26 protein-coding genes and 1 tRNA gene are annotated in these 24,322 nt (G+C 65.2%); 13 read left to right on the plus strand and 14 right to left on the minus strand.

Annotated elements, in window-relative coordinates:
• Window positions 1-32: 32 nt before the first annotated feature.
• From smpB to dapA, 4 genes are all read right to left on the minus strand, one after another.
• Window positions 33-515 (minus strand): SsrA-binding protein SmpB, encoded by a 483-nt coding sequence (gene smpB, locus C0V78_RS13720; protein ID WP_101798655.1) that lies wholly within the window; start codon window positions 513-515, stop codon window positions 33-35.
• Between the two features lie 60 nt (window positions 516-575).
• Window positions 576-1,088 (minus strand): hypothetical protein, encoded by a 513-nt coding sequence (locus tag C0V78_RS13725; RefSeq protein WP_101798486.1) that lies wholly within the window; start codon window positions 1,086-1,088, stop codon window positions 576-578.
• Between the two features lie 64 nt (window positions 1,089-1,152).
• Window positions 1,153-1,731, minus strand: a complete 579-nt coding sequence (locus C0V78_RS13730) for a carboxymuconolactone decarboxylase family protein (protein ID WP_101798487.1) — start codon at window positions 1,729-1,731, stop codon at window positions 1,153-1,155.
• Window positions 1,731-2,612 (minus strand): 4-hydroxy-tetrahydrodipicolinate synthase, encoded by an 882-nt coding sequence (dapA, locus tag C0V78_RS13735; RefSeq protein ID WP_101798488.1) that lies wholly within the window; start codon window positions 2,610-2,612, stop codon window positions 1,731-1,733. The genes C0V78_RS13730 and dapA overlap by 1 nt, the downstream gene beginning before the upstream one ends.
• A gap of 99 nt (window positions 2,613-2,711) precedes the next feature.
• Between dapA and C0V78_RS13740 the strand changes: the two genes are divergently transcribed.
• Window positions 2,712-4,802 (plus strand): lytic transglycosylase domain-containing protein, encoded by a 2,091-nt coding sequence (locus C0V78_RS13740; protein WP_254049951.1) that lies wholly within the window; start codon window positions 2,712-2,714, stop codon window positions 4,800-4,802.
• 95 nt (window positions 4,803-4,897) lie between these two features.
• Here C0V78_RS13740 and C0V78_RS13745 read toward each other — a convergent pair whose 3' ends face one another.
• From C0V78_RS13745 to C0V78_RS13755, 3 genes are read right to left on the minus strand one after another with little or no spacing between them, the layout of a single operon-like run.
• The gene (locus C0V78_RS13745) at window positions 4,898-6,223 is read right to left on the minus strand and encodes a M48 family metallopeptidase (protein ID WP_101798489.1); all 1,326 of its coding nucleotides are present in this window, start codon (window positions 6,221-6,223) and stop codon (window positions 4,898-4,900) included.
• A gap of 22 nt (window positions 6,224-6,245) precedes the next feature.
• Window positions 6,246-6,725: a hypothetical protein gene (locus tag C0V78_RS13750; RefSeq protein ID WP_254049952.1), complete on the minus strand. Its 480-nt coding sequence runs from the start codon at window positions 6,723-6,725 to the stop codon at window positions 6,246-6,248.
• A 12-nt stretch (window positions 6,726-6,737) separates the two neighbouring features.
• Window positions 6,738-7,466, minus strand: a complete 729-nt coding sequence (locus tag C0V78_RS13755) for a ParA family protein (protein ID WP_101798491.1) — start codon at window positions 7,464-7,466, stop codon at window positions 6,738-6,740.
• 205 nt (window positions 7,467-7,671) lie between these two features.
• On the opposite strand from C0V78_RS13755, the gene C0V78_RS13760 reads away from it, so the two are divergent.
• From C0V78_RS13760 to bfr, 4 genes are all read left to right on the plus strand, one after another.
• Window positions 7,672-8,802 carry an SPOR domain-containing protein gene (locus C0V78_RS13760; RefSeq protein WP_101798492.1) on the plus strand — a complete coding sequence of 377 codons (1,131 nt, stop codon included), beginning with the start codon at window positions 7,672-7,674 and terminating at the stop codon, window positions 8,800-8,802.
• A 7-nt stretch (window positions 8,803-8,809) separates the two neighbouring features.
• Window positions 8,810-10,024, plus strand: a complete 1,215-nt coding sequence (locus C0V78_RS13765) for a DUF418 domain-containing protein (protein ID WP_101798493.1) — start codon at window positions 8,810-8,812, stop codon at window positions 10,022-10,024.
• Between the two features lie 75 nt (window positions 10,025-10,099).
• Window positions 10,100-10,294 carry a bacterioferritin-associated ferredoxin gene (locus tag C0V78_RS13770; RefSeq protein WP_101798494.1) on the plus strand — a complete coding sequence of 65 codons (195 nt, stop codon included), beginning with the start codon at window positions 10,100-10,102 and terminating at the stop codon, window positions 10,292-10,294.
• Between the two features lie 155 nt (window positions 10,295-10,449).
• Window positions 10,450-10,929, plus strand: a complete 480-nt coding sequence (gene bfr / locus C0V78_RS13775; protein WP_101798495.1) for a bacterioferritin — start codon at window positions 10,450-10,452, stop codon at window positions 10,927-10,929.
• 39 nt (window positions 10,930-10,968) lie between these two features.
• On the opposite strand, the gene der is transcribed toward bfr, so the two are convergent.
• Window positions 10,969-12,339 (minus strand): ribosome biogenesis GTPase Der, encoded by a 1,371-nt coding sequence (gene der, locus C0V78_RS13780; protein WP_101798496.1) that lies wholly within the window; start codon window positions 12,337-12,339, stop codon window positions 10,969-10,971.
• Between the two features lie 241 nt (window positions 12,340-12,580).
• On the opposite strand from der, the gene C0V78_RS13785 reads away from it, so the two are divergent.
• A complete protein-coding gene (locus tag C0V78_RS13785) occupies window positions 12,581-13,207 on the plus strand; it encodes a CHAP domain-containing protein (RefSeq protein ID WP_254049953.1) in 627 nt (208 codons plus the stop codon).
• Window positions 13,208-13,227: 20 nt separating this feature from the next.
• On the opposite strand, the gene C0V78_RS13790 is transcribed toward C0V78_RS13785, so the two are convergent.
• Window positions 13,228-14,616 (minus strand): tetratricopeptide repeat protein, encoded by a 1,389-nt coding sequence (locus C0V78_RS13790; RefSeq protein ID WP_101798498.1) that lies wholly within the window; start codon window positions 14,614-14,616, stop codon window positions 13,228-13,230.
• 121 nt (window positions 14,617-14,737) lie between these two features.
• Entirely contained in the window at window positions 14,738-15,040 is a 303-nt protein-coding gene (locus C0V78_RS13795) for a DUF3297 family protein (RefSeq protein WP_101798499.1), read from the minus strand.
• A gap of 77 nt (window positions 15,041-15,117) precedes the next feature.
• Between C0V78_RS13795 and C0V78_RS13800 the strand changes: the two genes are divergently transcribed.
• The 5 genes from C0V78_RS13800 (at window position 15,118) to C0V78_RS13820 (ending at window position 18,430) form a co-directional block, all read left to right on the plus strand.
• Window positions 15,118-15,192 (plus strand) — tRNA-Val (locus C0V78_RS13800).
• Between the two features lie 91 nt (window positions 15,193-15,283).
• Window positions 15,284-15,490 carry a DUF2892 domain-containing protein gene (locus C0V78_RS13805; protein WP_101798500.1) on the plus strand — a complete coding sequence of 69 codons (207 nt, stop codon included), beginning with the start codon at window positions 15,284-15,286 and terminating at the stop codon, window positions 15,488-15,490.
• 53 nt (window positions 15,491-15,543) lie between these two features.
• Window positions 15,544-16,821, plus strand: a complete 1,278-nt coding sequence (serS, locus tag C0V78_RS13810; RefSeq protein ID WP_101798501.1) for a serine--tRNA ligase — start codon at window positions 15,544-15,546, stop codon at window positions 16,819-16,821.
• Complete coding sequence (gene surE, locus C0V78_RS13815; protein ID WP_101798502.1) at window positions 16,821-17,582, plus strand: 5'/3'-nucleotidase SurE; 762 nt, start codon at window positions 16,821-16,823, stop codon at window positions 17,580-17,582. The genes serS and surE overlap by 1 nt, the downstream gene beginning before the upstream one ends.
• The gene (locus C0V78_RS13820; protein ID WP_101798503.1) at window positions 17,579-18,430 is read left to right on the plus strand and encodes a M23 family metallopeptidase; all 852 of its coding nucleotides are present in this window, start codon (window positions 17,579-17,581) and stop codon (window positions 18,428-18,430) included. The genes surE and C0V78_RS13820 overlap by 4 nt, the downstream gene beginning before the upstream one ends.
• On the opposite strand, the gene C0V78_RS13825 is transcribed toward C0V78_RS13820, so the two are convergent.
• Entirely contained in the window at window positions 18,427-18,843 is a 417-nt protein-coding gene (locus tag C0V78_RS13825) for a DUF1761 domain-containing protein (protein ID WP_101798504.1), read from the minus strand. The two genes, C0V78_RS13820 and C0V78_RS13825, sit on opposite strands and share 4 nt — an antisense overlap.
• A gap of 70 nt (window positions 18,844-18,913) precedes the next feature.
• On the opposite strand from C0V78_RS13825, the gene rimO reads away from it, so the two are divergent.
• The gene (gene rimO / locus C0V78_RS13830; RefSeq protein WP_101798505.1) at window positions 18,914-20,299 is read left to right on the plus strand and encodes a 30S ribosomal protein S12 methylthiotransferase RimO; all 1,386 of its coding nucleotides are present in this window, start codon (window positions 18,914-18,916) and stop codon (window positions 20,297-20,299) included.
• A 225-nt stretch (window positions 20,300-20,524) separates the two neighbouring features.
• On the opposite strand, the gene C0V78_RS13835 is transcribed toward rimO, so the two are convergent.
• Window positions 20,525-21,523 (minus strand): inorganic phosphate transporter, encoded by a 999-nt coding sequence (locus C0V78_RS13835; protein ID WP_101798506.1) that lies wholly within the window; start codon window positions 21,521-21,523, stop codon window positions 20,525-20,527.
• Window positions 21,524-21,547: 24 nt separating this feature from the next.
• Complete coding sequence (locus C0V78_RS13840; RefSeq protein WP_101798507.1) at window positions 21,548-22,195, minus strand: DUF47 domain-containing protein; 648 nt, start codon at window positions 22,193-22,195, stop codon at window positions 21,548-21,550.
• Between the two features lie 137 nt (window positions 22,196-22,332).
• Here C0V78_RS13840 and C0V78_RS13845 point away from each other — a divergent pair, with 137 nt between their 5' ends.
• Complete coding sequence (locus C0V78_RS13845) at window positions 22,333-23,742, plus strand: serine hydrolase (protein WP_101798508.1); 1,410 nt, start codon at window positions 22,333-22,335, stop codon at window positions 23,740-23,742.
• Window positions 23,743-23,747: 5 nt separating this feature from the next.
• On the opposite strand, the gene C0V78_RS13850 is transcribed toward C0V78_RS13845, so the two are convergent.
• Window positions 23,748-24,320, minus strand: coding sequence for a Smr/MutS family protein (locus C0V78_RS13850; RefSeq protein ID WP_101798509.1), 573 nt, complete (start codon window positions 24,318-24,320; stop codon window positions 23,748-23,750).
• Between the last annotated feature and the right edge of the window lie 2 nt (window positions 24,321-24,322).

Below are 24,322 nucleotides of genomic sequence, written 5' to 3' on the forward strand. Positions count from 1 at the left end.
CTAGCGCGACAAAGGCGGCGCGCAAGCAAGCCCTACTTGTGTTCGCGCAAGATGCGCTGCTGATCGCGCTTCCAGTCGCGTTCCTTCATCGTCTGGCGCTTGTCGGCAGAGTTCTTGCCCTTGGCGAGCGCCAGTTCCACCTTGGCCCGGCCCCGGCCGTTGAAATAGATCGACAAAGGCACCAGCGTCATGCCCTTGCGCTCTACCGCGCCGGTGAACTTGGCGATCTCGCGCTCATGCAGCAGCAGTTTGCGCGGACGCTTGGGCTCGTGGTTGAAACGGTTGCCGTGGCTGAATTCGGGCACGTTCGAATTGATCAGCCAGACCTCGCCGTTCTTCACTTCGGCATAGGATTCGGCGATCGAGCCCTCGCCGAAGCGCAGGCTCTTCACTTCGGTGCCGGTCAGCGCGATGCCCGCCTCGGTCGTGTCCTCGATATGATAATCGAAGCGCGCGCGCCGGTTTTCGGCGACGACCTTCTTCTTGTCGAACTGGGCGGGAGTCGGGCGGGCCATGATTGCCGCCATGTAGGGATGCCGTGCCCGCTTGGAAAGCGGCGTTTGCGCCTGATGTCGCTAGACAAGCCGAAGCTGCGCCCTTCGCTGCTGCGGGCGGCTCTCGTCGCAGGCCATCAGGTGCGGAGCGATTCGCCAGGCAATGGGCAGCGCCGCGCCCAGGGCGAACAGCGGCAACAGCAGCCACCAGAGCGCCGGCGACTTGCCATCCAGCCAGGCCAGAAGCGCGATCGCGCCGCTCCCAGCGAGCACGACGAAGACAATCGGCACCAGCAGCAGGGCTACGAGCCGCCGCTGGCTGCTGCCCTGCCCGGCGCCCAGCATCATGCGCTGGCGCAGCCTGGCAACCGGGCGAAAGGCCGGAAAATGGCGGAACAGCACCGTGCCCCGGCAAGCACCGTTCGCACCTGCGAGCCGCGCGGCCTCTGCCATGCCGGCCAGCGATTGCTCGACGGCCTCGGGCGTCAGGGCGAAGACGCGGCCATCGGGAGCATGGAAAACGACCGCTCGCCGATGGGCAGAGGCGGCAGCGCGCAGTGGCGCATCGTGGATATGACTGGGCACCCGGTCCATGCCGGCACAACCTGCGGCCTGTGGCACAGTTCCGGCAGCTGCGCCGGGGTGCGCCGCGAAGCGGTCAGTCCGCCTTCGCGCGGTTCCTGGAGAATTCGGCGAAGTCCGGTTCGATCTCCACGCCTGCGGCCAGCAAGGTCCAGGCGACGGTGGTGAAATAGCCGGTGGCCTGCACCAGATCGAGCATCTGGCGCTTGTCGAAGTGTGTGCTGGCTTCGGCCCAGGCGTCGTCGCTGATGCGGCCGCCGTCAAGCAACTGGTCGATCACCCGCAGCATGGCCCGTTCCGACGGGCACCATTGCCCGGCTTCGAGCGGGCTGGCGAGCGCTTCCACTTCGGCGGGGGTCATGCCGATCTGCTGCGCGCCCAGCGCATTGTGCGTCCACTGGTAAGTGGAACCGGTGCGATGCGCCACGCGCAGCACGATCATCTTCTGGAGACGGCCCGACAGGGTGGCGGCAACCATGAAGTACTTGCCGAAATCGAGGCTGGCCATGGCCAGCGCCGGGTGCTGGGCCAGCACCATCATGGTGTTCGACCGCGAACCGTTCTGGCGCGCCTCATCCCCCTCCCAATAGGCGAAGACATCGCGGGCAGCGTCCGTCCACTCCTCGCGCGGAAGCGGGGGGATGCGCGGCGGCATCAGATCAGCCCGGCGTGTTCAAGCGCCTCGTCCACCTGCTTCTTCACCGCATCGCCAACCTTGACCAGCGGCAGGCGCAAATCATCCGTGATCCAGTCATGCACGCGGCTGAGCGCATACTTGCAGGGTGCGGGGCTGGCATCGGCGAACATCGCGTAGTGCAGCGGATAGAGCTTGTCGTTCAGTTCGCGCGCCCTGGTCAGGTCATTCGCCGCGATCGCCGCCTGGAACTCCGAACACAGCTTGGGGGCGACATTGGTCGTTACCGAGATGCAGCCCACCCCGCCCGCGGCCGAGTGCGGCAGCCAAAGCTCGTCATCGCCCGAAAGCTGGGCGAAGGCGTGCTTGATGCCCATCCGGTGGTCGGTCACCCGGCTGAGATCGCCGCTGGCGTCCTTGATGCCGATGAAGCTGTCGGGATAGCGATTGACCAGCTCGATCACCGTTTCCGGCTTGAGATCGGCCACGGTGCGCCCCGGCACGTTGTAAAGCACGATGGGCAGGTCGGTATGTTCGGCCAGATAGCTGAAATGCGCGATCAGGCCAGCCTGGCTGGGCCGGTTGTAGTAAGGCGCCACGCAGAGCCCCGCCGCCGCGCCGCTCTTCTTCGAGAAGGTCAGGTGTAGCAGCGCATTCATCGTATCGTTGCTGCCGCAGCCGGCGATCACCGGCACACGGCCGGCGGCCTGTTCGATGCAGACTTCGATAACGCGGTGGTGTTCGGCATTGGAAAGCGTCGATGCTTCCCCCGTCGTACCGCAGGGCACCAGTGCCGAACTGCCGTTCTCGATCTGCCATTCGACAAGGCGGCGGAAGGCCGGTTCGTCGAACGCTCCATCGCGAAAAGGAGTCACCAGAGCCGGAATGGAACCGGAAAACATGGACAATATCCCGTCGTTTGCCCCAAGGAACGCTCGGATCGCGCAATCCGCGGTCAAGGGGTCGTGTGTTCAGCGCCTGATAAGGAGCCTTTGGCGAAAATGTCCAGCATGGTGAAGCCACGTTTTTTCATTGATCGCCCCCTCGCCCTGCTGATCGGCCTCCTGGTTTCGGCCCCCGCGCTCGCCCAGAGCGTGTCGGTCCCGGTCGTGCAGAAGCTGCCCGAAGGCTACCGGCCCGGCAGCGAACCGCAGGAAGGTGCGCCCCGGCCCAGTGCCCCGCTGGTGATCCCGATGGTGGGTGAAGGCGGCGAATGGGACCATGCGCGCGCCCGACACCGGCAGAGCGGGCCCACGGACATGGCCTTCGCGATTTCGCGCTGGAAGATGCTCAACCAGTCCGATTCGCTGAGCTTTGCCGACTATTCCGGCTTCGTCCTGTCCTATCCCGGCTTGCCCAACGAGGCCAAGTTCCGCCGTAATGCCGAACGCGCACTCGATCGCGAGGGGGCAGATGCCTCACGCGTGGTCGCCTATTTCGATCGCATGTCACCGCTGACTAATGCGGCGCGGGCGCAATATGCCCTCGCCCTCGCTTCGTCCGGGCGGCTCGCCCAGGCACAGGCGCAGGGACTTGCGGCGTGGCGCGGCGGTGCGGCGGGCGAAAGGCTTGAAGGCCCGCTGGCCGCAATGCTCGCCGGAAAACTGACCGTTGCCGATCACGACGCCCGCATGGACGCCCTGCTATGGGCGGGACTGAGCGAGGCCGCGGCCCGTCAGATGGACAATGTTTCGCTGGCAATGCGGCCGCTGTTCGCTTCGCGGTTGGCCGCCCTGCAAGGCAACGATCCCGGCGACACGACGCTGGTGGTGCCGGCGGGGGCCTATTCCGATGCGGGCTGGCTGTATAACCGCGCACGGCAGCTGCGGCGGATCAACGAGAAGCTCTCTGCCGCATCGTTGCTTGCCAACCGCCCCGCGCTTTCGCGCCCGCCGCTCGATGCGGAAAAGTGGGTGGAGCTGCAACTGGCCGCCGCGCGCGATGCCGATGCATCGACCGCAGTGCGGATTGCCGCGAAGATCGACGATGGCTTTGCGCCGGGGCAGGATATCAGCCAGCTCTCGTTCGACCTGCGTGATGATTACACCTCGCTGATGTGGCTTGGCGGCCAGCGGTCGCTGTACCACCTCAACGATCCGCGCGGTGCCGCGCCGCTGTTCTGGCGCTATGGCGCTGCCGCACGCACGCCGCAGACGCGCTCGAAGGGCTTCTACTGGGCCGGCCGGGCAATGGCGCTGGCCGGCGATCAGGCCGGAGCGCAGCGTTATTTCAGGGCCGCTGCCGAATATCCCGACCAGTTCTATGGCATGCTGGCGCTTGAGCGGCTGGGCCAGCAGATCCCGACGCTTGCCGGCGGCCCCTCGGCCCGCCCGTCGCGGGCGCAGCGTGATGCCTTCAATGATCGCCCGATCACCCAGGCGGTCCGCGAGGTTGCAAGGGAAAGCGACTGGCCGACCGCCGTTCGCTTTTTCCGCGAGATCGCCGACCAGGCCGAGAGCGAGACCGATCACGTTCTCGTTGCCGATCTGGCACGCGAAATCGGGCGGCGCGATCTGGGCGTGATCCTTGGCCAGGCAGCCCATGTCGACGGCCACGGCATCTACCGGACCACAAGCTATCCGCTCATCCCCGTGCCGCAGGGTTCGAACTGGACCATGGTGCACGCGATCAGCCGGCAGGAAAGCCAGTTCGCGATGAACGCTGTAAGCCATGCCGGCGCGCGCGGGCTGATGCAGCTGATGCCGGGGACAGCGCGCGAGCAGGCAGGCAAGATGGGCCTGCCCTACGATCCGCAAGCGGTGATGGGCGATGCCAGCTACAACCTGCGGCTGGGCGATGGCTATTTTCAGCGGGTGCTGTCCTATTTCAACGGCAGCTATCCGCTGGCCGTTGCCGCCTATAACGCCGGTCCCGGCAACGTGAACAAGTGGCTGCGCGCCAACGGCGACCCGCGCACCAGAGCGGTCGACTGGATCGACTGGATCGAACGCATCGGCCTGTCGGAAACGCGCAATTACGTGCAGCGGGTGCTGGAAAATGCAGTCGTCTACGAGGCGATGAACCCGGACAAGGCGCGCATGCGCGGGCCGAATCCGCTCAGCCAGTTCCTCGGCAAGCGTACCCCCGGATAAGACAAGAGCCCCCTCCACGCTGGGTGGAAGGGGCTCCGGTTGGTCGATAGGACGGGTTTAGCCGACGAAAGATGCCAGCCGGTTAAACGCGATGGTTAACGCTTCCTCGCCATCATCGGGCCGCTGGCATCGCGACCGGGCGCCGAAGGCGACTTGCCGCGCGGCGCAGCATAGGCAAAGCACGCCCCGCCCCGCTTCTTGACAGACGAGCACAGGCCGTTCGCGGCACCGGCACCGGAAATGCCGGCTGCGGCGACACGCCACACGTTCTTGCCGCGCACCACGGCGGGCGTGATCTGCATGTGATAGTTCGACAGCGCGCTGTTGCGGGCACTGTAGATGCCCCAGGCGCGACGCGCGCCCTGCGGGCTGGAGAACGAGCCGAGCTGCACGAGATGCGTGCCGGCCGCCTTCTGAACGACGGCACGGGCCTGACGGGCAGGGGCGATCACCAGGTTCTGCACGACCGGTTCGGAAACAAAGCGCGGGGCCGGGGCAGCGGGCGCCGCCGCGAATTCCACGGGAGCAGCCTCAACCGGCGCTGCAACCGGAGGCGCGACCGGAGCGGGCGCCGCAGCCAGCGCCGGAGCGGCATCGGCGGCAGGCAGTTCGCCGCCAACTGCAACCACCGGGGCCTTTTCGGCAGCGACCGGAGCGGCGGGGTTGGCCGTGGTTTCTGCCGCGACCTGTTCCATCGCCGGATTGTTGGCCAGCGCCAGCATGGCCGGCTGGCCGGCATCGCGGCGAATCGGGGTGTTGAGCAGCGTGGCGACACGCTTCTGGTAAAGTTCCGGCGCGACCGAGCTGGCCCATTCGGTCAGGCGAACGTCAAGCTTGTCGGCGGGCACGTCCTGCGAGGCCATGATGCGGGCCTCCTTCCAGCGACCGGCCAGCGCATAGGCATAGGCAAGGTTCTGGCGGATCTTCGGCGTGTTTTCGCCATTGCGCAGGGCATCGGCAAGCACGGCAACGCCGCGTTCCGGCTCACCGGCAAGGGCAAGCGCAAGGCCAAGGTCGCTGGCGGGGATTTCGCCGCGCCAGTCATCCAGCACGGAAAGTGCCGCCTGCTGCTGGCCGGCGCCGATCTGCGCAAGCGCAAGGCTCAGCGCGGTGCGGGCCGAATTGTCACCCAGCTTCATCGCATCGTCGAAGGTCGTGGCGGCAGACTGGAAGCGGCCGGCCTTGAAATAGGACTGGCCCAGAAGGACGCGCAGCGAGGCATCGCGCGGGCTGGCGGCAACCGCCGCTTCGGCGCTGGAAACCGCCTTTTCGCCCTTGCCGCTCTTCAGCGCAAGGCGCGCCGCCTCGGCGGAATTGTTACGTACGGTCATGCCCTGCGCGGCACAGCCGGCAAGCAGGCCCACGGCCATCACGGCTCCGGCGAACAGGTTGAGGCGGGTCTTCTTGATGCGGGAAGCCATGGTTCTTACCCCCTTGGTAAATTCACTTGCGCTTGCGGCGCAGTTCGCCGGCAATGGCGCTGAGTTCCGGATGATCGGAGAGAAACTGGTCGAGCGCCTGGGTCACCACGGCCTGGGCGCTGAGGTTCTGCGCCGTGCAGGCAAGGCGCAGGCGCAGGTGCCGCTCCTCGTCGAGACGCAGGGTGAAGGCGGCCTTGCGGCCTTCGGCGAATGCCGAGCGACGCTCTCGCGAGGAACGCGGAGCGAATTCGCGGGCAAGGCGATCCTGCTGGCGGCGGACTTCCGATTCGCGGTTGATCGGAACCACCTGGGCTTCATGCGCAGGCTCGCCCATGTCGTTCCAGCCGAGTTCGTGATCGATCGAATCGGCGGAAAAGTCGGCCGGTGCGGGAATCGCCATGGTGTGCGGACGCATGGCCGGCTTGGCGCCACCCTTGCGGGCAAGCAGCGTGGGCGAGAGCGAGGCCAGGGGCTTTCCGCCGGAGGGCTTGGAATTTTCCAAGGCCATGCCTCCTTAAGACCCCGCTACGCGGCGGCCGAAGCCACCTACCGGGCGAGCATAACCGGGCGCTGCCTGAACGCCGCCGACCTGGGCGGGCGCCGCAAAGACGGTGCGGCGGAAGTTCTTTTCCAGCCGGTCGTAGATGTAGTTCCACAGCGCGGCGATCTCCATCGCCGAACGGCCCATGGGATCGACTTCCATCACCGTGCGGCCATCGATCATCGAGGCGGCATAGTCTGTGCGATGGTGCAGCGTGATCGGCGCGACCGTGCCGTGCTGCGACAGCGCGACGGCAGCTTCCGACGTGATCTTGGCCTTGGGAGTTGCCGCGTTCACCACAAAGATCAGCGGCTTGCCGGCACGTTCGCACAGATCGACCGTGGCGCCGACAGCGCGCAGGTCATGCGGACTGGGACGGGTGGGGACGACGATCAGTTCGGCAACCGAGATCACCGACTGGATCGCCATGGTAATCGCCGGCGGCGTGTCGATCACGGCCAGCTTGAAGCCCTGCTGGCGCAGGACCTGAAGATCGGCTGCAAGGCGTGAAACGGTGGTCTGGGCAAAGGCGGGAAACTCCGCCTCGCGCTCGTTCCACCAGTCAGCCAGAGACCCCTGCGGGTCGATGTCGATCAGGACAACGGGGCCAGCGCCGGCGCGCTGCGCCTGCACGGCTAGATGCCCGGACAAGGTCGTCTTGCCCGATCCACCCTTCTGTGATGCCAGTGCCAATACGCGCAAAGTTCATTCCCCCCGAACGAAAGGAGCCATTCGATTGCGCGTAAAAAGAACAGAACCTCCCTAATTTTGTATTAATGCGCCGAACGGAATTGTTCGCGGCGGAGTCGGGCGTTCATTGCTTGGCAAGGGGTATCGCGCATAGAAATCATGTGGCAATTTGCCATGGTTAACGCCGGCGGGGTCGCCGCGACTTCAGGGGGTAGATATGAAGCTGCGCTTGTTGCTGGCCGGGGCGATGCTCGGCGGTCTCGCCTTGGCCGGCGTGGCCCGCGCCGATGTGAAGGCCGGTGTCGATGCCTGGGCACGAGGCGATTTTCCGGCTGCGATCAAGGAGTGGGAAGGCCCGGCAGGACGCGGCGATGCCGATGCCCAGTTCAACCTTGGCCAGGCCTACAAATGGGGCAAGGGCGTCAACCAGGACCTGAAGAAGGCGGAATTGTACTTCGGCAAGGCCGCGGCGCAGGGCCATATCGAAGCTTCGGACAATTACGGCCTGCTGCTGTTCGACCGCGGTGAGCGCGGGCAGGCCCTGCCCTATGTGAAGGCGGCATCCGGCCGCGGCGATCCGCGCGCGCAGTACCTGTTGGCGATCATGCATTTCAACGGCGACCTGGTGAACAAGGACTGGGTCCGCGCCTATGCGCTGATGAGCCTGGCGCAGCAGGCAGGCCTGCCGCAGGCTACGCCGGGGCTGCAGCAGATGGACGTGCACATCCCCCTTGCCCAGCGCCAGCAGGCGGTAAGCCTGTCGCAGCAGCTCGCCGCAGAAGCCGAAGCGACGCGCAACCGCCAGTTCGCCGCCGATGACCTTGGCGTGAAAAATCCTGCGGGCGTTGCCAGAACGCCGCCACAGGTCGCCGCAGCACCGGTCCGTCGCCAGCCGACACCGGAAGAGGCCGTGGCCGAGGCTGAACGCGTCGCCGCCGGGTCCAGCCCGCGCTCTGCCGGGGCAGACTATGCCCGCCCGGCCACGCCTCCGCCGGCGGTTGCAGCGGCGCCCAAGCCGGTCTCCTTGCCGCAGGGCCAGCCCTTCCCCGCAGCCACTGCACCGAAACCGGCGACGACGAACTCCGCCGCCCCGGCACCGCGACCAGCCGCCACGGCTGCCGCCGGCAGCTGGCGCATCCAGCTCGGCGCATTTGGTGTAGCGGCCAATGCCGATGCCCTCTGGGCCCGGATCAAGGGCCGGCCCGAGATTGCCGGGCATGGCCGCATCAATGTCAGTGCCGGTGCGGTGACCAAGCTGCAGGCCGGCGGCTATAGCGAAGACGGCGCCCGTTCCGCCTGCCGCAGCCTTGCCGCGGCAGGCTTTGCCTGCGCCCCGGTGCGGAACTGATGCGCCGATGATCGATGCCCCTGCAAGGTCGGCCGGGCGAATCCGCACGCTCGACCTTATCCGGGGCGTTGCGATCCTGGGCATCCTGACCGTCAACATGGCCGGTTTCGCCGGCCCCATGGCTGCTACCCTGACGCCCGACTGGAACGGTCCGGCCTCTGCCGGTGACCACCTCGCCTTCCTTGCCACCTTCGTTCTCTTCGAAGGCAAGATGCGCGGCCTGCTGAGCCTGCTGTTCGGTGCCAGCATGATGCTGTTCCTTGAAAGTGCAGAAGCTCGCGGACGCAGCGGCGATGGCCTGCAGCTGCGCCGGCTTATCTGGCTCGGGGTGATCGGCTACCTGCATTTCCTGCTGCTTTGGTGGGGCGATATCCTGTTCACTTACGCGCTTGCAGGGTTCTTCGCGCTGCTGCTGCGGCACTTGCCGGTAAAGGCGATGGTACCGGCGGCCCTCCTGGCCTTTGGCGCATGGCATGGATCCGGCATGGCATCGAGCATCGCCCCGATCCTCGCCGAGGCCCGCTTTGAGGCGAGGGTCTCGCCACCGGCGGAAGCAAAAGCTCTCGCCGAGCTGAAAGCGCGCAAGGAGGCGATGAACAGGGCCGAACTGGCCCGCGAACAGGGCGCATACCTCCCCCTGCTGGCGCACAAGGCCGGACCGGATGCCGCCTTGCCGATGATCGCCGCGCTTTTGAGCCTCGGCGAAGTCCTGCCGATGATGCTGATCGGCATGGCCCTCTACCGCAGCGGATTCTTCACCGGCGGCTGGCCAGTTCGAATGCTGAGACGCGTGGCCGTCGCGGGCATCGGCTGCGGGGCGATCGTGACGCTGGGGCTCGCCATCATGGCATCGAGGGCGGACTTTGCAGCTATCACCATGGAGGCCGTGCTCGCCTACTGGGCTGCGGTGCCCCACCTCCTGATGACACTGGGCTACGCCGCCCTCCTCGTGCTGCTGGGGGAACGCCATGGCGAAGGCCGGTTCGGCCGCCGCATCGTCGCGGTTGGGCAACTCGCGCTGAGCAATTATCTCGCCTGTTCGCTGGCCTTCACCGCAATCTTCTACGGCTGGGGCCTTGGCCTGATCGGCACGGTACCGCAACGCTGGCACTGGGCATTCGTGCTCGGCGGATGGATCGCCATGCTGTGGTGGAGCAAGCCCTGGCTCGCACGGTTCGGTCAGGGGCCGGCCGAGCGGTTATGGCGCAGGCTGGCCTCGTGAAGGCAGGTACGGAGTTGGCACTTGTTCTTGCGAGCGGTTCGCAATAAGCTGATCCGCGAATCGAGGCTCACGGCAATGTACATCTGCATCTGCAACGCCATTCGCGAAAAGGACCTGCGCGCCGCAGCAAAGATATGCAGCGGCGATGTGGACGCGGTTTACGAATCGCTCGGCTGCACGCCCCAGTGCGGCTCATGCCTCGACGATGCGGCAAAAATCCTCATCGAGGAACGTGGACTGACCGAACCTCCGGTTTACACACCTTTCTGATAATCCCACCGGTTCAAGGGTTTGGCGCGCCGCTTGCGCTTATTGCGAGTGCCTCGCAAAGATCTTGATTCCTAACCGAAATCCCTTGTCGCCAGCCACGCCCGAACGTAGAATCCGGATCCATTCAAAGCCGGTCAAACTGGGGAGTTTTCGCCATGAAGGGCGATGCCAAGGTTATCGAATACCTCAACAAGGTGCTGTTCAACGAACTCACCGCGGTCAACCAGTACTGGCTGCATTACCGCATGCTCGACAACTGGGGCATCAAGAAACTGGCCGACCATGAACGGCACGAATCGATCGACGAGATGAAGCACGCCGACCAGGTTGCTGAGCGCATCCTGTTCCTTGAAGGCCTGCCCAACTTCCAGGCGCTCGGCAAGCTGCGCATTGGCGAGAACGTGGAGGAAATCCTCAAGGCGGACCTCGCGCTGGAGCAGGACGCCATCCCGGATCTGCGCGATGCCATCGCCCATTGCGAAAGCGTGCGCGACTACGTCAGCCGCGACCTGTTCCGCTCGATCCTCGACAGCGAGGAAGAGCATGTCGACTTCATCGAGACCCAGTTCGAGATGATCGCGCGCATGGGCCTGCAGAACTACGTGCAGCTCAACAGCGAGGCTGTCGGCAGCTGATCCCCGAACGCGAGGGGCTTGGCGCCTGTCGCCGGCCCCTCAGTTCTTGGCGAAGGGATTCTTCGGGCTGCGCAGGGTCAGCCGCACCGGCACCGAATCGAACCCCAGGTCGCGGCGGATGCCGTTCACCAGATAGCGCTGGTAGGACATCGGCAGCTCGTCCAGCCGCGTGCCGAACAGCACGAAGCCAGGCGGGCGGGTCTTGGCCTGGGTGATGTAGCGCAGCTTGATCCGCTTGCCGCCGGGAGCCGGGGGCGGGTTCTTTTCCAGCGCATCGTCGAACCAGCGATTGAGCAGCGCGGTTGGCACGCGCTTCGACCATGCCTCACGGATTTCGAAGGCGGCGGCGATCAGATCGTCCAGCCCCTTGCCCGTGCGGGCAGACACGGCGAGCAGCGGCAGGCCCTTCACCTGCGCCAACCCTTCGTCCAGCGCGTTGCGAATGCCGTTGAACAGGCCGGACGCATCCTCAGCCACGTCCCACTTGTTGATCGCGATAATCAGCGCGCGGCCTTCTTCGAGCACCAGCGAGGCGATCTTCAGGTCCTGGTGTTCCAGCCCCTTGGTGGCATCGAGCAGCAGCACGACAACCTCGGCAAAGTCCACTGCGTGGCGCGCATCGGCAACGGCAAGCCTTTCCAGCTTTTCCACCACCCGCGCCTTCTTGCGCATACCGGCCGTGTCGATCAGGCGGACAGGCCGGGTCTCGCCGGTCTTCGGATCGGTCCATTGCCAGTCAACCGCAATCGAATCGCGGGTAATGCCGGCCTCGGGCCCGGTCAGCAGGCGATCCTCGCGCAGCATGGCGTTGATCAGCGTCGACTTGCCCGCGTTCGGTCGTCCGACGATGGCAAGCTTGAGCGGGCCGGCGGCGGCCTCTTCATCCTCGTCGTAGTCTTCCTGCGCTTCCTTGCCCTCGACATGCGGCAGCAGCGCCTGGAACAGGTCGGCCATGCCCTCGCCATGTTCGGCGGAAAGGCCGATGGGTTCACCAAAGCCGAGCGAATAGCTTTCCAGCAGGCCCGGTTCCGCCGCGCGTCCTTCCGCCTTGTTGCCCACCAGCACGACCGGCACGGTGGACTGGCGCAGCCAGCGGGCGATCTCCTCGTCAAGCGGGGTCAGCCCTGCTCGCGCATCGAAGACGAACAGGGCAACATCGGCCCCCTGCAGCGAAACCTCGGTCTGTGCGCGCATCCGGCCGGGCAGGCTGTCGGGATCCTCGTCCTCCCAGCCGGCCGTATCGACCACGGTAAATTCCAGCCCCAGCAGGTTCGCCTCGCCGAAGCGGCGGTCACGCGTGACGCCCGGCTGGTCGTCGACCAGCGCCAGCCTCTTGCCGACAAGCCGGTTGAACAGCGTCGATTTGCCGACGTTCGGACGCCCGATGATGATGACCTGCGCTTTCGCCATGCCGGCCAAGTGGCCTTTCCCGAGCAATTAGGCAAGCGCGCTGCCGCTTTTTGCCTGCGGGCCCAACTTGCCTTAAATGTAAACTAAATGTAAACTCGTGTGTAACGGGACGTAAACCGGACAGTAACCATAAGTAGATATCCGGATCTTAACCGGTCGCTTTCACCATTGCTGCGAGATCATGAAGCGCCCACTTTCCTCCTTGCTGCTGCCAGCCCTTGCCCTTTGCGGAACCCCCGCAATGGGCCAGTCTGCGGGCACTGAAACGGCGATTGCCGGTGCGGCGGGAATGTCGGCGCTGCAACTGATGATGCTGCAGTGCGTTCCCTATGCCCGGACCGTTTCGGGCGTCCAGATCTATGGCGATGCCCATACCTGGTGGAACCAGGCCGCCGGCAAGTATGCCCGCGGAGACCGGCCGAAGATCGGCGCGGTCATGGCCTTCAAGCCTTATGGCCGCATGGAACTGGGCCATGTCGCCGCGGTCAGCCGGATCATCGATTCGCGCACCGTGCTGCTCCGTCATGCCAACTGGTCGCCGATCAACGGTGCGCGCGGGCAGATCGAGGACGACGTGCGCGCCATCGACGTGTCGGAGAATAACGACTGGTCGAAGGTCCGCGTCTGGTTTGCCCCCCTGCAGGACATCGGCGGCACGGCCTGGCCAGTGCACGGCTTCATTTACAACGAAAAGCCGGGCAAGAAGGACAAGCTCTCCAACCGCGAGGACAAGCCCAAGCCTTCGCTGCTGGATGAAGTCACCTCCACGCCGGCGAAGAAGCAGAAGCTGCCTCCGATCGATCCGCGCTATGCCGCAGATCCCATCGGCGCGATCATCGCCGAAAGCCTGCGCGCCCGCCGCAAGTAAGCGGGCCCGCCTTCCCCGGCCTAGCCCCCTATCCGCGCAATCGCTGCTTCGATGCGCTGGCGCTGGGCGTCGCTCGGCTTGAGCTGCATCGCCTTCTTGTAGAGGTTCAGCGCAGTTGCCTTGTTCGCGGCAACGCCTCGCCCGGATTCATAGATGGCTCCCAGATTGGCGCAGCCGTTCGGATTGTTCCCGTCGCAGGCCTTGCGGTACAGTTCCATGGCCTTTGCCCGATCGACGGGGACGCCGTTGCCGTCATCATACATCATGCCCAGATTGTTGCAGCCCAGCATGTCATCCAGCTCGCAGCCTTGCTTGTAGAAGCTGGCTCCCGACGCCGCATCCACCGCGACCCCCTTGCCGGTGACATAGGCTACGCCAAGGTTGGTGCAGCCCCAGCTGTCCTTCAGGCTGCAAGCCTTGCGATAGACTTCGGCAGCCTTGGCATCATCCCTGGCCATGCCTCTGCCTTGCGAAAACATGATGCCAAGGTTCGTGCAAGCCCTGCCGATGGAACCCTCGCAGGCCTTGCGATATGCAGCGGCGGCGGCGGGAAGATCGATTGCCTGTCCGCGTCCGAACTCGGCGGAATTGCCCACGGCAACGCAAGCAGCCGCTTGGCCTCCTTCGCAGGCCTGCCGGTAAAGCGCATTGGCCTTCGCCACGTCCTTCACCACGCCGGTACCGTTCAGATAATAGTCTGCCAGGTTGCCGCAGCCCAGCATATCCTTGCCATCGCAGCCCCGCTTGTACAGGGCCGCGGCCTGGACCTGATCCTTGCTGACACCGATGCCCGTTCCATAGGCCGCACCAAGATTGGTGCAGCTCGCCCCAGAGCCCATGTCACAGCCCTTGCGATAGATGGCCACGGCCCCGGCCGGGTCCTTCTGAACGGCGATGCCATTCATCAAAGCGATGCCAAGATTGGCACAGGCATGCGCCAGATCACGGTCGCAGGCCTGCCTGTAGAGCGCGACTGCCCGCGCCCGGTCGGTCGGCACACCCCGGCCGTTGGCATAGGCAAATGCAAGTTCGGCGCATCCCGGCATATGGCTGCCCGTGCAGGCCTGCTGGAAATAGCCGGCCGCCTTCACGAGGTCGACCGGCGTACCCACGCCCTCGCTGTACATCCTGCCAAGGTTGGAACACCCGGCCATGGAGCGGCTGTTACAGCCTTTGAGGTAAAGCCCCATGGCAAGGCTCACGTCGCGCGGCGTTCCGCGGCCGTTGTAATAGAGGAAACCCAGGTTGGTGCAGGCACCGCCATCGCCCAGATCGCAGCCCTTCTGGAAGCCTGCCAGGGCAGTGGCAAAATCGCCGCGATCCAGCGCGGCCTTGGCCGTGTTGAATGTCGCCGTGATTTCAGCGGGGGATTGTGCCTGCGCGGCACCGCAAAGCGCCAGCCCGGCCATTGCCGCCAGGCACCACCTGATCAACCCCAATTGCCATTCCCCACTGAAGCATACGTGTCCGCCCTCAGGCTAACATCATGTCACAACGCGGGGAATGTACAAATGTGGTTAGAAAACAGCGTCAGGCCTTGGCGACAGGCGCGTTCTCGCCAAGATCCTCGTACCACGCCTCGACCGGACCGTTGAGCTTGATCGTCAGCGGCTGGCCCTTGCGGTCCATCGTCTTGCCTGCCTGCACGCGCACCCAGCCTTCGGAAATGCAATATTCTTCGACATTCGTGCGCACCACGCCCTTGAAGCGGATGCCGACACCGCGCTGCAACTTTTCTGCATCGAAGTGCGGGCTGCGCGGATTGATCGCAAGGCGATCGGGCGGAACGTCGCCAGCACCGGCGGCAGGGGCGGAATTCTGTTCTTCGGTCATAAACCGCGCCTCTAGTGCGATAAGCCCGCTTGTCAATTCGCGCGGGGCGCTCTAAGGGCGCGCTTCTTCATGGAAGTGGGCGCGTAGCTCAGCGGTAGAGCACACCCTTCACACGGGTGGGGTCACAGGTTCAATCCCTGTCGCGCCCACCACTTCCTTCCCCTTCCTGCTTTTGATTCGCATCAATGCACGGGATTACCCCTAGGCCGATGGTCGCAGGCGTTCTGGAAGGAGAACCCAGCCATGTTCAAGACCAATGTTGGCGGCATTGACCGCGTTCTGCGTATCGTGATCGGTGTGGTGCTGATCGCCCTCGTCTTCATCGGAGACAAGGTTGGCGCCCCCATCGGCAATTGGGGCTGGCTCGGCCTGATACCGCTGGCAACCGGGTTCCTCAGCACCTGCCCGCTCTATTCGATCATCGGCATGAACACCTGCCCGCGCCGCTGAGGCCGGGAAGCCGTGCTTGCGCTGCGGTGCCGCTGGCGGCATAGCGCAGCGCCATGCACGATATCCGACTGATCCGCGAAAACCCCGAAGCTTTCGATGCCGGGCTTGCCCGTCGCGGCGTCGAGCCTCAGGCCAGTGCCATCCTTGCGCTCGATACTGCGCGCCGCGCAGTCGCGACGAAGATGCAGGAAGCGCAGAACCGCCGCAACGAGGCTTCGAAGGCCATTGGCGCGGCCATGGCCAAGGGTGACAAGGACACCGCCGAGGCCCTGAAGGCCGAGGTTGCCGAGCTGAAAAATACCCTGCCCGCATGGGAGCAGGAAGATCGCGAGCTGTCCGCCGCCCTGCAGGACGCCCTCGCCCGCCATCCCAACATCCCCGTCGCCGAGGTGCCGGATGGCGAGGACGAGACCCAGAACGTCGAGGTCAGCCGCTGGGGCACTCCGCGCAGCTTTGCCTTCACCCCGCAGGAACACGCCGATCTTGGCCCGGCGCTGGGGCTCGATTTCGAAACCGGGGCCCTGCTTTCGGGTGCCCGTTTCACCTTCCTCAAGGGCCAGATGGCCCGCCTGCAGCGCGCGCTCGGCCAGTTCATGCTCGACCACCAGACGCAGGTGAACGGCTATACCGAATGTGCCACGCCACTGCTGGTGCGCGACGAGGCCGCATTTGGCACTGGCCAGCTGCCCAAGTTCTCCGAAGACCTGTTCCGCACGACGGACGGGCGTTGGCTGATCCCCACGGCCGAGGTCAGCCTGACCAATTCGGTGCGCGAACAGATCCTGCCCGATGGCGCCCTTCCCCTGCGCATGACGGCGCTGACCCCGTGCTTCCGTTCCGAGGCCGGTGCCGCCGGCAAGGACACGCGCGGTTACATCCGCCAGCATCAGTTCGAGAAGGTCGAGCTGGTCACGATCTGCCGCCCCGAAGATAGCGAGGCCGAGCACGAAAAGATGACGGCGGCGGCCGAATCGATCCTGCAGGCGCTGGAACTGCCCTATCGCAAGGTGCTGCTGTGCTCGGGCGACATGGGTTTCACTGCCCGCAAGACCTTCGACCTTGAAGTCTGGCTGCCGGGCCAGGGCGCGTACCGCGAGATCAGCTCCATCTCCAACTGCGGCGATTTCCAGGCGCGGCGCATGGATGCCCGTTACCGGCCGGCCGGTGAGAAGGCCAAGCCCGAATTCGTCCATACGCTTAACGGATCGGGCCTCGCCGTCGGGCGCACGCTGGTGGCGGTGCTGGAAAACTACCAGCAGGAAGATGGCTCGGTGGATGTCCCCGCCGCGCTGCAACCCTACATGGGCGGCGTGACGCGGCTGGTGCCGTGATGCGCATCCTGCTGACCAACGACGATGGCATCAACGCCCCCGGCCTCAACGTGCTGGAACGGATTGCGCGCCAGCTTTCCGACGACGTGTGGATCTGCGCCCCCTCGGAAGAGCAGTCCGGCGCAGGGCACAGCCTGACGCTCAACCGCCCGATCCGCCTGCACAAGCACGCCGAGCGGCGCTTTTCGGTAACCGGAACGCCAACCGATGCCGTCACCATGGCGCTCAAGAAGGTGCTGCCCGGCCCGCCCGACCTGCTGCTTTCCGGCGTCAACCGCGGGGCCAACCTTGGCGATGACGTGACCTATTCGGGCACCGTATCCGCGGCCATCGAAGGCGCGCTGGCGGGCATCCGCTCGGTCGCGCTCAGCCAGGTCTACGTGAAGGAGGGCATGGCCGATGCCGTTCCATTCCACGCGGCCGAGGCCTGGGGATGCAAACTGTTGAAATCCCTTATTGACGTGCCTTTCGCCCCGCGTACCTTGGTTAACGTCAACTTCCCGCCACTTGCGGCGGATGACGTGAAAGGCATTCGCGTGGTGCGACAGGGGTTCCACGATTATGCCCGCGGTTCGGTGGTCGAAGGCACGGACCCGCGCGGCTATCGCTATTACTGGTTCGGCCTGCACGGGATCGAGCACACCAGCGGGCATGACAGCGACCTTGAGGCGATCGCCGACGGCTATGTCGCCGTGACGCCGCTGCAGCTTGACCTGACGCACGAAGCCTCGCTCGCCCTGCTGCGGGAACGCCTTGCATGAGGCGGCTGGCGCCGCTTGCGCTGCTGCTGGCAATTCCCGCAGGGCTGGTACAGGCGCAGGAAAGCGATCCAGCGACCGAGACGGTCCATGTCGTCAAGCCGGGTGAGACCTTGGGCGGGGTCGCCCAGCGCGCCGTGGTGCCACGCATCCTCATCATCGAGGCAAACGGGCTCAAAGCCCCCTATGCGCTGAAGGCCGGTCAGAAACTCGTCATTCCGCGCCGCCGCAGCCACACGGTGAAGGCGGGCGAGACCGGCTTCGAAATCGCCCTGCAATATGGCGTGCCTTGGGAAGCCATCGCCACGGCCAACGGCCTCGATTCGAAAAAGCCGGTCGTTACGGGGGCCAAGCTGGCAATTCCCACGATGGCAAAGGTCGATGCCCCGCCCGCTGGCCCGGCAGTGCCTGCAAGCAAAGGACTGGCGCCGACCAAGGCCCCACGCCCCACGCTGGCAACCGCGCCCAACCGGCCGGCATTTGCCTGGCCTGCATCGGGCAAGCTGCTGCGCGGATTCGTGCCGACTTCGCGCCGGAACGCCCATCCGGGCCTGGATATCGGCGGTGAACTCGGCTCCCCGGTCCGCGCGGTGGCCGCCGGTCGGGTCATCTTTGCCGGTCTCGAACCGCGCAAGCTGGGCAACCTTGTAGTGATCGACCACGGCAACGGCTGGCACAGCGCCTATGCCAAGTTGCAGAAGGTGACGGTGAAAAAAGGAGACCGGGCCAAGGCGGGCGAACGTGTCGGCCTGCTTGGCAACACTGGCGAAACCCCGCGCACCGAACTGCATTTCGAAGTGCGGCGCTATAACCTGCCGGTCGATCCCGAACTCCTGCTGCCGGAGCGCTAGGCGAGCAGCCAGAATACGGTGCCACTGGCAATATAGACCGCCAGCCAGAAACCGGCATCGACCAGCGCTTCGCGCAGGGGCATGCGGTGACGGGCATAGGAAATGAAGATCGCCGGCCCCACGAAGGCCAGGGCCACCCCGCCGGACTGCATCCAGTAAAGCCAGGGCTTCACCGCCAGCGTGTCCGAACCGATCCGGGCAAAGGCATGGGCGAGCATCAGCGCGGAAATCGCCTGCAGGACGATCGCCCCCAGCATCCCGCCGACCGGGCTTTTGTGGGCAGGCCCCTGTTCATCGCCCGTCACCCGGCCGAACAGCGCGGCACCGCCGAACAGCGGGCCATACCATACCAGCCCGATAGCCACGGCGAGGTTGGCGGAAAGCACTACCGCCAGCCAGTTAATCGTTCCCATTGCCCCGCTCCCGTTCCTGCAATGCGGCAATGGTAGCCTATTGAGCCGCGAAGGTGTAGGGGCCGCGCCCATGGCCTCGAACTCCACCACCAAGATTCCCGATCAGAAACGCGTCGGCATGGTCAGCCTCGGCTGTCCCAAGGCGCTCGTCGATTCCGAGCGCATCCTCACCAAGCTGCGCGCCGACGGCTATGCCATGAGCCCCGATTATGCCGGGGCGGACGTGGTGCTGGTCAACACCTGCGGCTTCCTTGATTCCGCCAAGGAAGAAAGCCTTGCCGCAATTGGCGAGGCGATTGCCGAGAACGGCCGCGTCATCGTGACCGGCTGCATGGGGAACGAGGCAGAAGCGATCAGGGCCAAGTTTCCGCAGGTCCTCGCCGTAACCGGCGCACACCAGTACGAAGCCGTGGTGGAGGCCGTGCACGAGGCTGCACCCCCCGCGCAGGGGCCGTTCATCGACCTCGTGCCGCAAGGCGACGTCAAGCTGACCCCGCGCCATTACAGCTATCTCAAGATCTCCGAAGGCTGCAATCACGCCTGTTCGTTCTGCATCATCCCCTCGCTGCGCGGCAAGCTGGCCAGCCGCCGGATCGACGCCGTGCTGCGCGAGGCGGAAAAGCTGGTGGCAGGCGGCACGCGCGAACTGCTGGTGATCAGCCAGGATACCTCTGCCTATGGCGTCGATGTGCGCCATGAGGAGCGCGAGTGGAAAGGCCGGCCGGTCCGCACGCACATGACCGACCTTGCCCGCGAGCTTGGCGCCCTGCGCTGCGCCGATGGCACGCCGCCGTGGGTGCGGCTGCACTACGTCTATCCCTATCCGCACGTCGATGCGGTGATCCCGCTGATGGCCGAGGGCCTGATCACCCCCTACCTCGACATTCCCTTCCAGCACGCCAGCCCCAAGGTGCTGAAGGCCATGAAGCGCCCGGCTAACGAGGCGAAAGTGCTGGAACGGATCGCCCAGTGGCGCGCGATCTGCCCGGATATCGCCATCCGTTCGTCCTTCGTCGTCGGCTTCCCCGGCGAAACGGAAGAGGATTTCCAGTACCTGCTGGACTGGCTGGAACAGGCCCAGCTTGATCGCGTCGGCGCCTTCCGCTTCGAACCGGTCGAAGGTGCCTCGGCCAATGACCTGCCCGATCCGGTGCCCGAAGCGGTGAAGGAAGAGCGCTATGCCCGGATCATGGAAGTGACCGAGCGCATTTCGGCAGCAAAGCTGGCCGCAAAGGTCGGGCGCACGATCCCGGTCATCATCGACGAAGTGGGTGAACCCGACGAAGACGGCGATGTCGGCGCGACCGGCCGGTCACAGGCTGATGCCCCGGAAATCGACGGCGCGGTCTACCTGCGCAACGTGCCCGAAGGCCTCGAAGCCGGAGATGTCGTCCAGGTACTGATCGAGGACGCCGATGCGCACGACCTGTTCGGAGCTATTGCCGGAGCCGCGTGACCGCCGTTTCGCCCGCCAGCCGTTGCAGCGTGCGGGGATTTTTCCTTATCCAGTTGCAAAATGCGCAATCGCTTATGCCGCTTTCGCACTTGCAGCATTGCGATTCGCAACTCATATGGAGCGTGCCTTTCAGGCATCCTCTCCCAAAGACTTTCAAAGGCCCGGACGGCAACGTCCGGGCCATTTTTTTGTTCGCTATCAGGCGGCTGGAAGCCAGCCTGCCGATCAGAACAGGCGGGTGAGGAGATAGAACGCTGCGCCCACCAAGCCGCTCATCGGGATGGTGATGAACCAGGCCGCGACCACATTTGCCGCCACGCCCCAGCGCACCGCGCTTGCACGGCGGGCAACGCCCGTGCCGATGACCGAGCCAGTGATCGCATGGGTGGTGGAAATCGGAATGCCCAGCGAAGAAGCGCCGAACACGATGATGGACCCTGCCGTCGAAGCGCAGAACCCCGTGTGGTGGTTCAGCTTGGTGATCTTGGTGCCCATGGTCTTGATGATCTTCCAGCCGCCTGAGAGCGTTCCCAGTGCGATCGCGCCGTAGCAGCTCAGCACCACCCATTCCGGCACGTGGAATTCGCCGCCAAGGTGGCCGGTCGAATAGAGCAGGACGGTGATGATCCCCATCGTCTTCTGCGCATCGTTGCCACCATGGCTGATCGAATAGGCCGCAGACGAGAACAGGTGCATGCCCTTGAACACGTTCTCCGCCTTGCGCGGGTGAACCGCGCGGAAGATCCACGAGGTCAGCAGCACCAGAGCCATGGCAATCACCATGCCGAGTGTCGGCGAAAGGAAGATGGCCAGGAAGGTCTCGATGGTCTTCGGGCCGCCCACCGCCTCGGTACCGCCATGGGCAATACCGGCGCCAAGCAGGCCGCCGATCAGCGCGTGACTGGACGATGAGGGGATGCCCTTGATCCAGGTCAGCACGTTCCAGAACATGGCCCCGACCAAGGCGCCGAAAACCACAGCCGGAGTGACCGTATTGGGATCGATGATCCCCTTGCCGATGGTCTCGGCAACGTGGAGGCCGACAAGCCAGTAAGCGGCAAAGTTGCCGAGCGCGGCAAATGCCACGGCCATGACCGGCGAAAGCAGGCGGGTGGAAACCACCGTGGCAATCGAATTGGCCGCATCGTGCAGCCCGTTGAGAAAATCGAAAGCCAGCGCCAGAGCGACGAGGCCGATCAGCAGCGGCATGGCAAGCTCGTGCATTGCCGTTCTCCTTCGCGAGCCTTCTCAGGCGTGGTCGATGACGAGGCTGTCGATCTCGTTGGCAACGTCCTCGAAGGCATCGGCGATGCGTTCGAGGTGCTTGTAGATCTCGCGGGCAACGATGAAGTCCAGCGTCTTGCCGCCGTCGCGCGCCTTCATGTAGTGCGCCTTCATCCCGGCATCGTGCAGGTTGTCCACCTTGCCTTCCAGGCTGACCAGCTCGCCGGTCAGCTTGTGCAGGCGATCGCCGTTGCGCTCCAGATCGCGCAGCAGGGGCAGTGCTTCGGCAATGATGTTCGAGGCAGTGAGAGCGATTCCGGCGATCTCCTGCATCTGCACGTCGAAGGCGGAGAACTCGTACAGTTCCACGGCCGATGCGGCAGATTGCATCTCGTCGATCACATCGTCCATCGCGCCGATCAGCGAAGTGATGGCACCGCGATCGAACGGTGCGAGAAAGGTCTGGCGGACCTCGTGCAGCGTCTTGCGGATGATATCGTCCGCATCGTGTTCACGGTCGCGGATCGTCGCGATCTGGGCGTGGGCATCGCCCTCGCCGCGCGACAGGGCATCGAGCGCCTTGGCAGCCTCGACAATCGTCGCACCGTGGCTCTCGAACAGTTCGTAGAAGTCACCCGACTTGGGCAGCAGCCTCTGGAACCAAGCAAACATGAAAAATTCCCCTCGAAACGAAGTGTTCGAATCGCGTTCCCATCCGCAAAACGCGCTAGTTGCATGACGGTTTCATGACAATGGTGAGACACGCTCGGGTGTGGACTAATCGGCGGACAGAGCTAACCTGCGGGGCCATGAAGATGTCCCTGTTCGCGGCCAAGGCCGTCATCGCCGTTGCAGCAGTCACCCTTCCCGCAATCTCCTTCGCGCAAGAGCTTTCGCCGGACGAGGCCGCGCGCATCGATGCGGCGGTTACCAAGGTCCTGACGGAAACCGGTGTGCCCGCAGCGCAGGTCTCCGTGGTGCGCGACGGCCGCATCGTCTTGTCGCGGGCCTGGGGCAAAGCATCGCGCAGCCAGCCGGTGGCACGGGCGGACATGCGGTTCCAGGTAGCCTCGATCTCGAAGCAGTTCCTTGGCGCGCTGATGCTGATGCTCGAGGATGAGGGCAAGCTGAGCCTCGACGACAAGGTGGCAAAGTGGCTGCCCGAGGTGACCGGGGCCGATCGCATTACCGTGCGGCAGCTGCTCAACCACACCTCCGGGTTGCAGGATTACTGGCCGCAGGACTTTGCCTTTGCCGCGATGGAAAAGCCCGTCTCGCCGCGCGACATCGTCGAGCGCTGGGGCAGGAAGCCACTCGACTACGAACCTGGCACGCGCTGGCAATATTCCAACACCGGTTATGTCGTGGCCGGGATGATCGCCGAAAAGGCCGGCGGGGCGCATCTTTGGTATCAGTTCGAGAAGCGGATATTCAAGCCGCTGGGGATTGATCCGGTGCCGATCGATTCCACCACCGGCCCCGCCTTTCCTGAAGGGCACAACCGCTTTGCCCTTGGCCCGGTGCGGCCGGCAACGCCCCCGGCGCGCGGCTGGCTGTGGGCGGCGGGCGAACTCGCCATGTCGGCCCAGGATCTGGCCAAGTGGAATATCGCGCGGATCGAACGCAAGCTGCTGCCGCCCGAAGACTGGGAAGAGATGGAGCGCCCGGCGATCCTTAAAGGCGGCACAACAAGCAATTATGGCCTGGGTGTATTCAAGGTCACTTCGGGCGGTCGAACGCTGATCGACCATGGCGGCGCTTCGGTGGGCTTCCTCTCGCTCAACCGGGTCTGGCCGGACGCCCGGGCGGCAGTGTCCGTCCTGACCAACGGCGATTTCGGCGGAGCGCAGGACAAGATCTCGGATGCGGTGGCAGAGATTGTCCTGCCGCGCGGCCCGCAGGCGAGCCTCGCCGAAACACCCCGCACGGAGGATGCCCGCTCTGTCCTCGCCGGACTCGCGAAGGGCACCATCGATCCGGCCCGGTTCACCGAAAACGCCCGGTACTATTTCACGCCGGCGACGCTTGCGGACTATCGCGAAACCCTGGCCCGGCTGGGTGAGCCGACCGCGATCGAGCCGCTGCGCTCGCCCCGCCTGCGCGGCGGTTTCGTCAACCGGGTGTTCAAGGTGAGCTGGCCGGGCCGGTCGCTCTACCTCAGCACCTATGCCGAAGCCGGCGATCAGGGCTGCTGGGAACAGTTCATGCTGACCGAGTAGCGGCGCTACTTTCGCCGCAGCACGACATAGACCGCACCTGCACCGCCGTGGCGCGGATGGGCGCCACGAACGGCAGCGATCTTCGACGCATGGCTACCGTGAGCCAGCCAGTCGAGCAGCTTGGCGCGGATCACCCCGCGCTGACCGTGCCCCGCCCCGCGATCGACCGGGCGCGGCCGGCCGGTTATCACCAGCACCATCCGCACGCCCTGGGAGTGGGCAAGGTGCAGGCCATGCTCCAGCCGGCTCCACGCCGCGTCGAGCGAATGGCCATGCAGGTCGATGGTGAAATCGGGCGAAACCACTCCGCGCAACAGCTTGCGATCCCAGGTGGCATCAAGACCATGGCGGACCAGCGAGCGCGGCGCTTCTGCCCCAGGGCGCGGAGCCTCGACCGGCTGCGGCGCGGCGGGAGCCTGAGCGGACTTCGTCCGCGCGGCGCGCATCGCCGGGTCCGGGCTGGCTGCAAGCTCGAGATCGGCCATCGCCATGCGCGCGCCGTGAAGCGGCTTCACCGTTGCCGCGACGCGCGACCACAGCGCAGCTTCCTCGCCGCTCAACTTGCGGGGACGGCGCACGT

This window comes from Novosphingobium sp. TH158, from assembly GCF_002855555.1.
GTDB lineage: Bacteria > Pseudomonadota > Alphaproteobacteria > Sphingomonadales > Sphingomonadaceae > Novosphingobium.

Bases quoted from the DNA above. Each gene is read 5' to 3' on its own strand.
- smpB (WP_101798655.1), bottom strand. From the start codon at position 515: ATGGCCCGCCCGACTCCCGCCCAGTTCGACAAGAAGAAGGTCGTCGCC.
- C0V78_RS13725 (WP_101798486.1), bottom strand. From the start codon at position 1,088: ATGGACCGGGTGCCCAGTCATATCCACGATGCGCCACTGCGCGCTGCC.
- C0V78_RS13730 (WP_101798487.1), bottom strand. From the start codon at position 1,731: ATGCCGCCGCGCATCCCCCCGCTTCCGCGCGAGGAGTGGACGGACGCT.
- dapA (WP_101798488.1), bottom strand. From the start codon at position 2,612: ATGTTTTCCGGTTCCATTCCGGCTCTGGTGACTCCTTTTCGCGATGGA.
- C0V78_RS13740 (WP_254049951.1), top strand. From the start codon at position 2,712: ATGTCCAGCATGGTGAAGCCACGTTTTTTCATTGATCGCCCCCTCGCC.
- C0V78_RS13745 (WP_101798489.1), bottom strand. From the start codon at position 6,223: ATGGCTTCCCGCATCAAGAAGACCCGCCTCAACCTGTTCGCCGGAGCC.
- C0V78_RS13760 (WP_101798492.1), top strand. From the start codon at position 7,672: ATGAAGCTGCGCTTGTTGCTGGCCGGGGCGATGCTCGGCGGTCTCGCC.
- C0V78_RS13765 (WP_101798493.1), top strand. From the start codon at position 8,810: ATGATCGATGCCCCTGCAAGGTCGGCCGGGCGAATCCGCACGCTCGAC.
- C0V78_RS13770 (WP_101798494.1), top strand. From the start codon at position 10,100: ATGTACATCTGCATCTGCAACGCCATTCGCGAAAAGGACCTGCGCGCC.
- bfr (WP_101798495.1), top strand. From the start codon at position 10,450: ATGAAGGGCGATGCCAAGGTTATCGAATACCTCAACAAGGTGCTGTTC.
- der (WP_101798496.1), bottom strand. From the start codon at position 12,339: ATGGCGAAAGCGCAGGTCATCATCATCGGGCGTCCGAACGTCGGCAAA.
- C0V78_RS13785 (WP_254049953.1), top strand. From the start codon at position 12,581: ATGGGCCAGTCTGCGGGCACTGAAACGGCGATTGCCGGTGCGGCGGGA.
- C0V78_RS13790 (WP_101798498.1), bottom strand. From the start codon at position 14,616: ATGGCCGGGCTGGCGCTTTGCGGTGCCGCGCAGGCACAATCCCCCGCT.
- C0V78_RS13795 (WP_101798499.1), bottom strand. From the start codon at position 15,040: ATGACCGAAGAACAGAATTCCGCCCCTGCCGCCGGTGCTGGCGACGTT.
- C0V78_RS13805 (WP_101798500.1), top strand. From the start codon at position 15,284: ATGTTCAAGACCAATGTTGGCGGCATTGACCGCGTTCTGCGTATCGTG.
- serS (WP_101798501.1), top strand. From the start codon at position 15,544: ATGCACGATATCCGACTGATCCGCGAAAACCCCGAAGCTTTCGATGCC.
- surE (WP_101798502.1), top strand. From the start codon at position 16,821: ATGCGCATCCTGCTGACCAACGACGATGGCATCAACGCCCCCGGCCTC.
- C0V78_RS13820 (WP_101798503.1), top strand. From the start codon at position 17,579: ATGAGGCGGCTGGCGCCGCTTGCGCTGCTGCTGGCAATTCCCGCAGGG.
- C0V78_RS13825 (WP_101798504.1), bottom strand. From the start codon at position 18,843: ATGGGAACGATTAACTGGCTGGCGGTAGTGCTTTCCGCCAACCTCGCC.
- rimO (WP_101798505.1), top strand. From the start codon at position 18,914: ATGGCCTCGAACTCCACCACCAAGATTCCCGATCAGAAACGCGTCGGC.
- C0V78_RS13835 (WP_101798506.1), bottom strand. From the start codon at position 21,523: ATGCACGAGCTTGCCATGCCGCTGCTGATCGGCCTCGTCGCTCTGGCG.
- C0V78_RS13840 (WP_101798507.1), bottom strand. From the start codon at position 22,195: ATGTTTGCTTGGTTCCAGAGGCTGCTGCCCAAGTCGGGTGACTTCTAC.
- C0V78_RS13845 (WP_101798508.1), top strand. From the start codon at position 22,333: ATGAAGATGTCCCTGTTCGCGGCCAAGGCCGTCATCGCCGTTGCAGCA.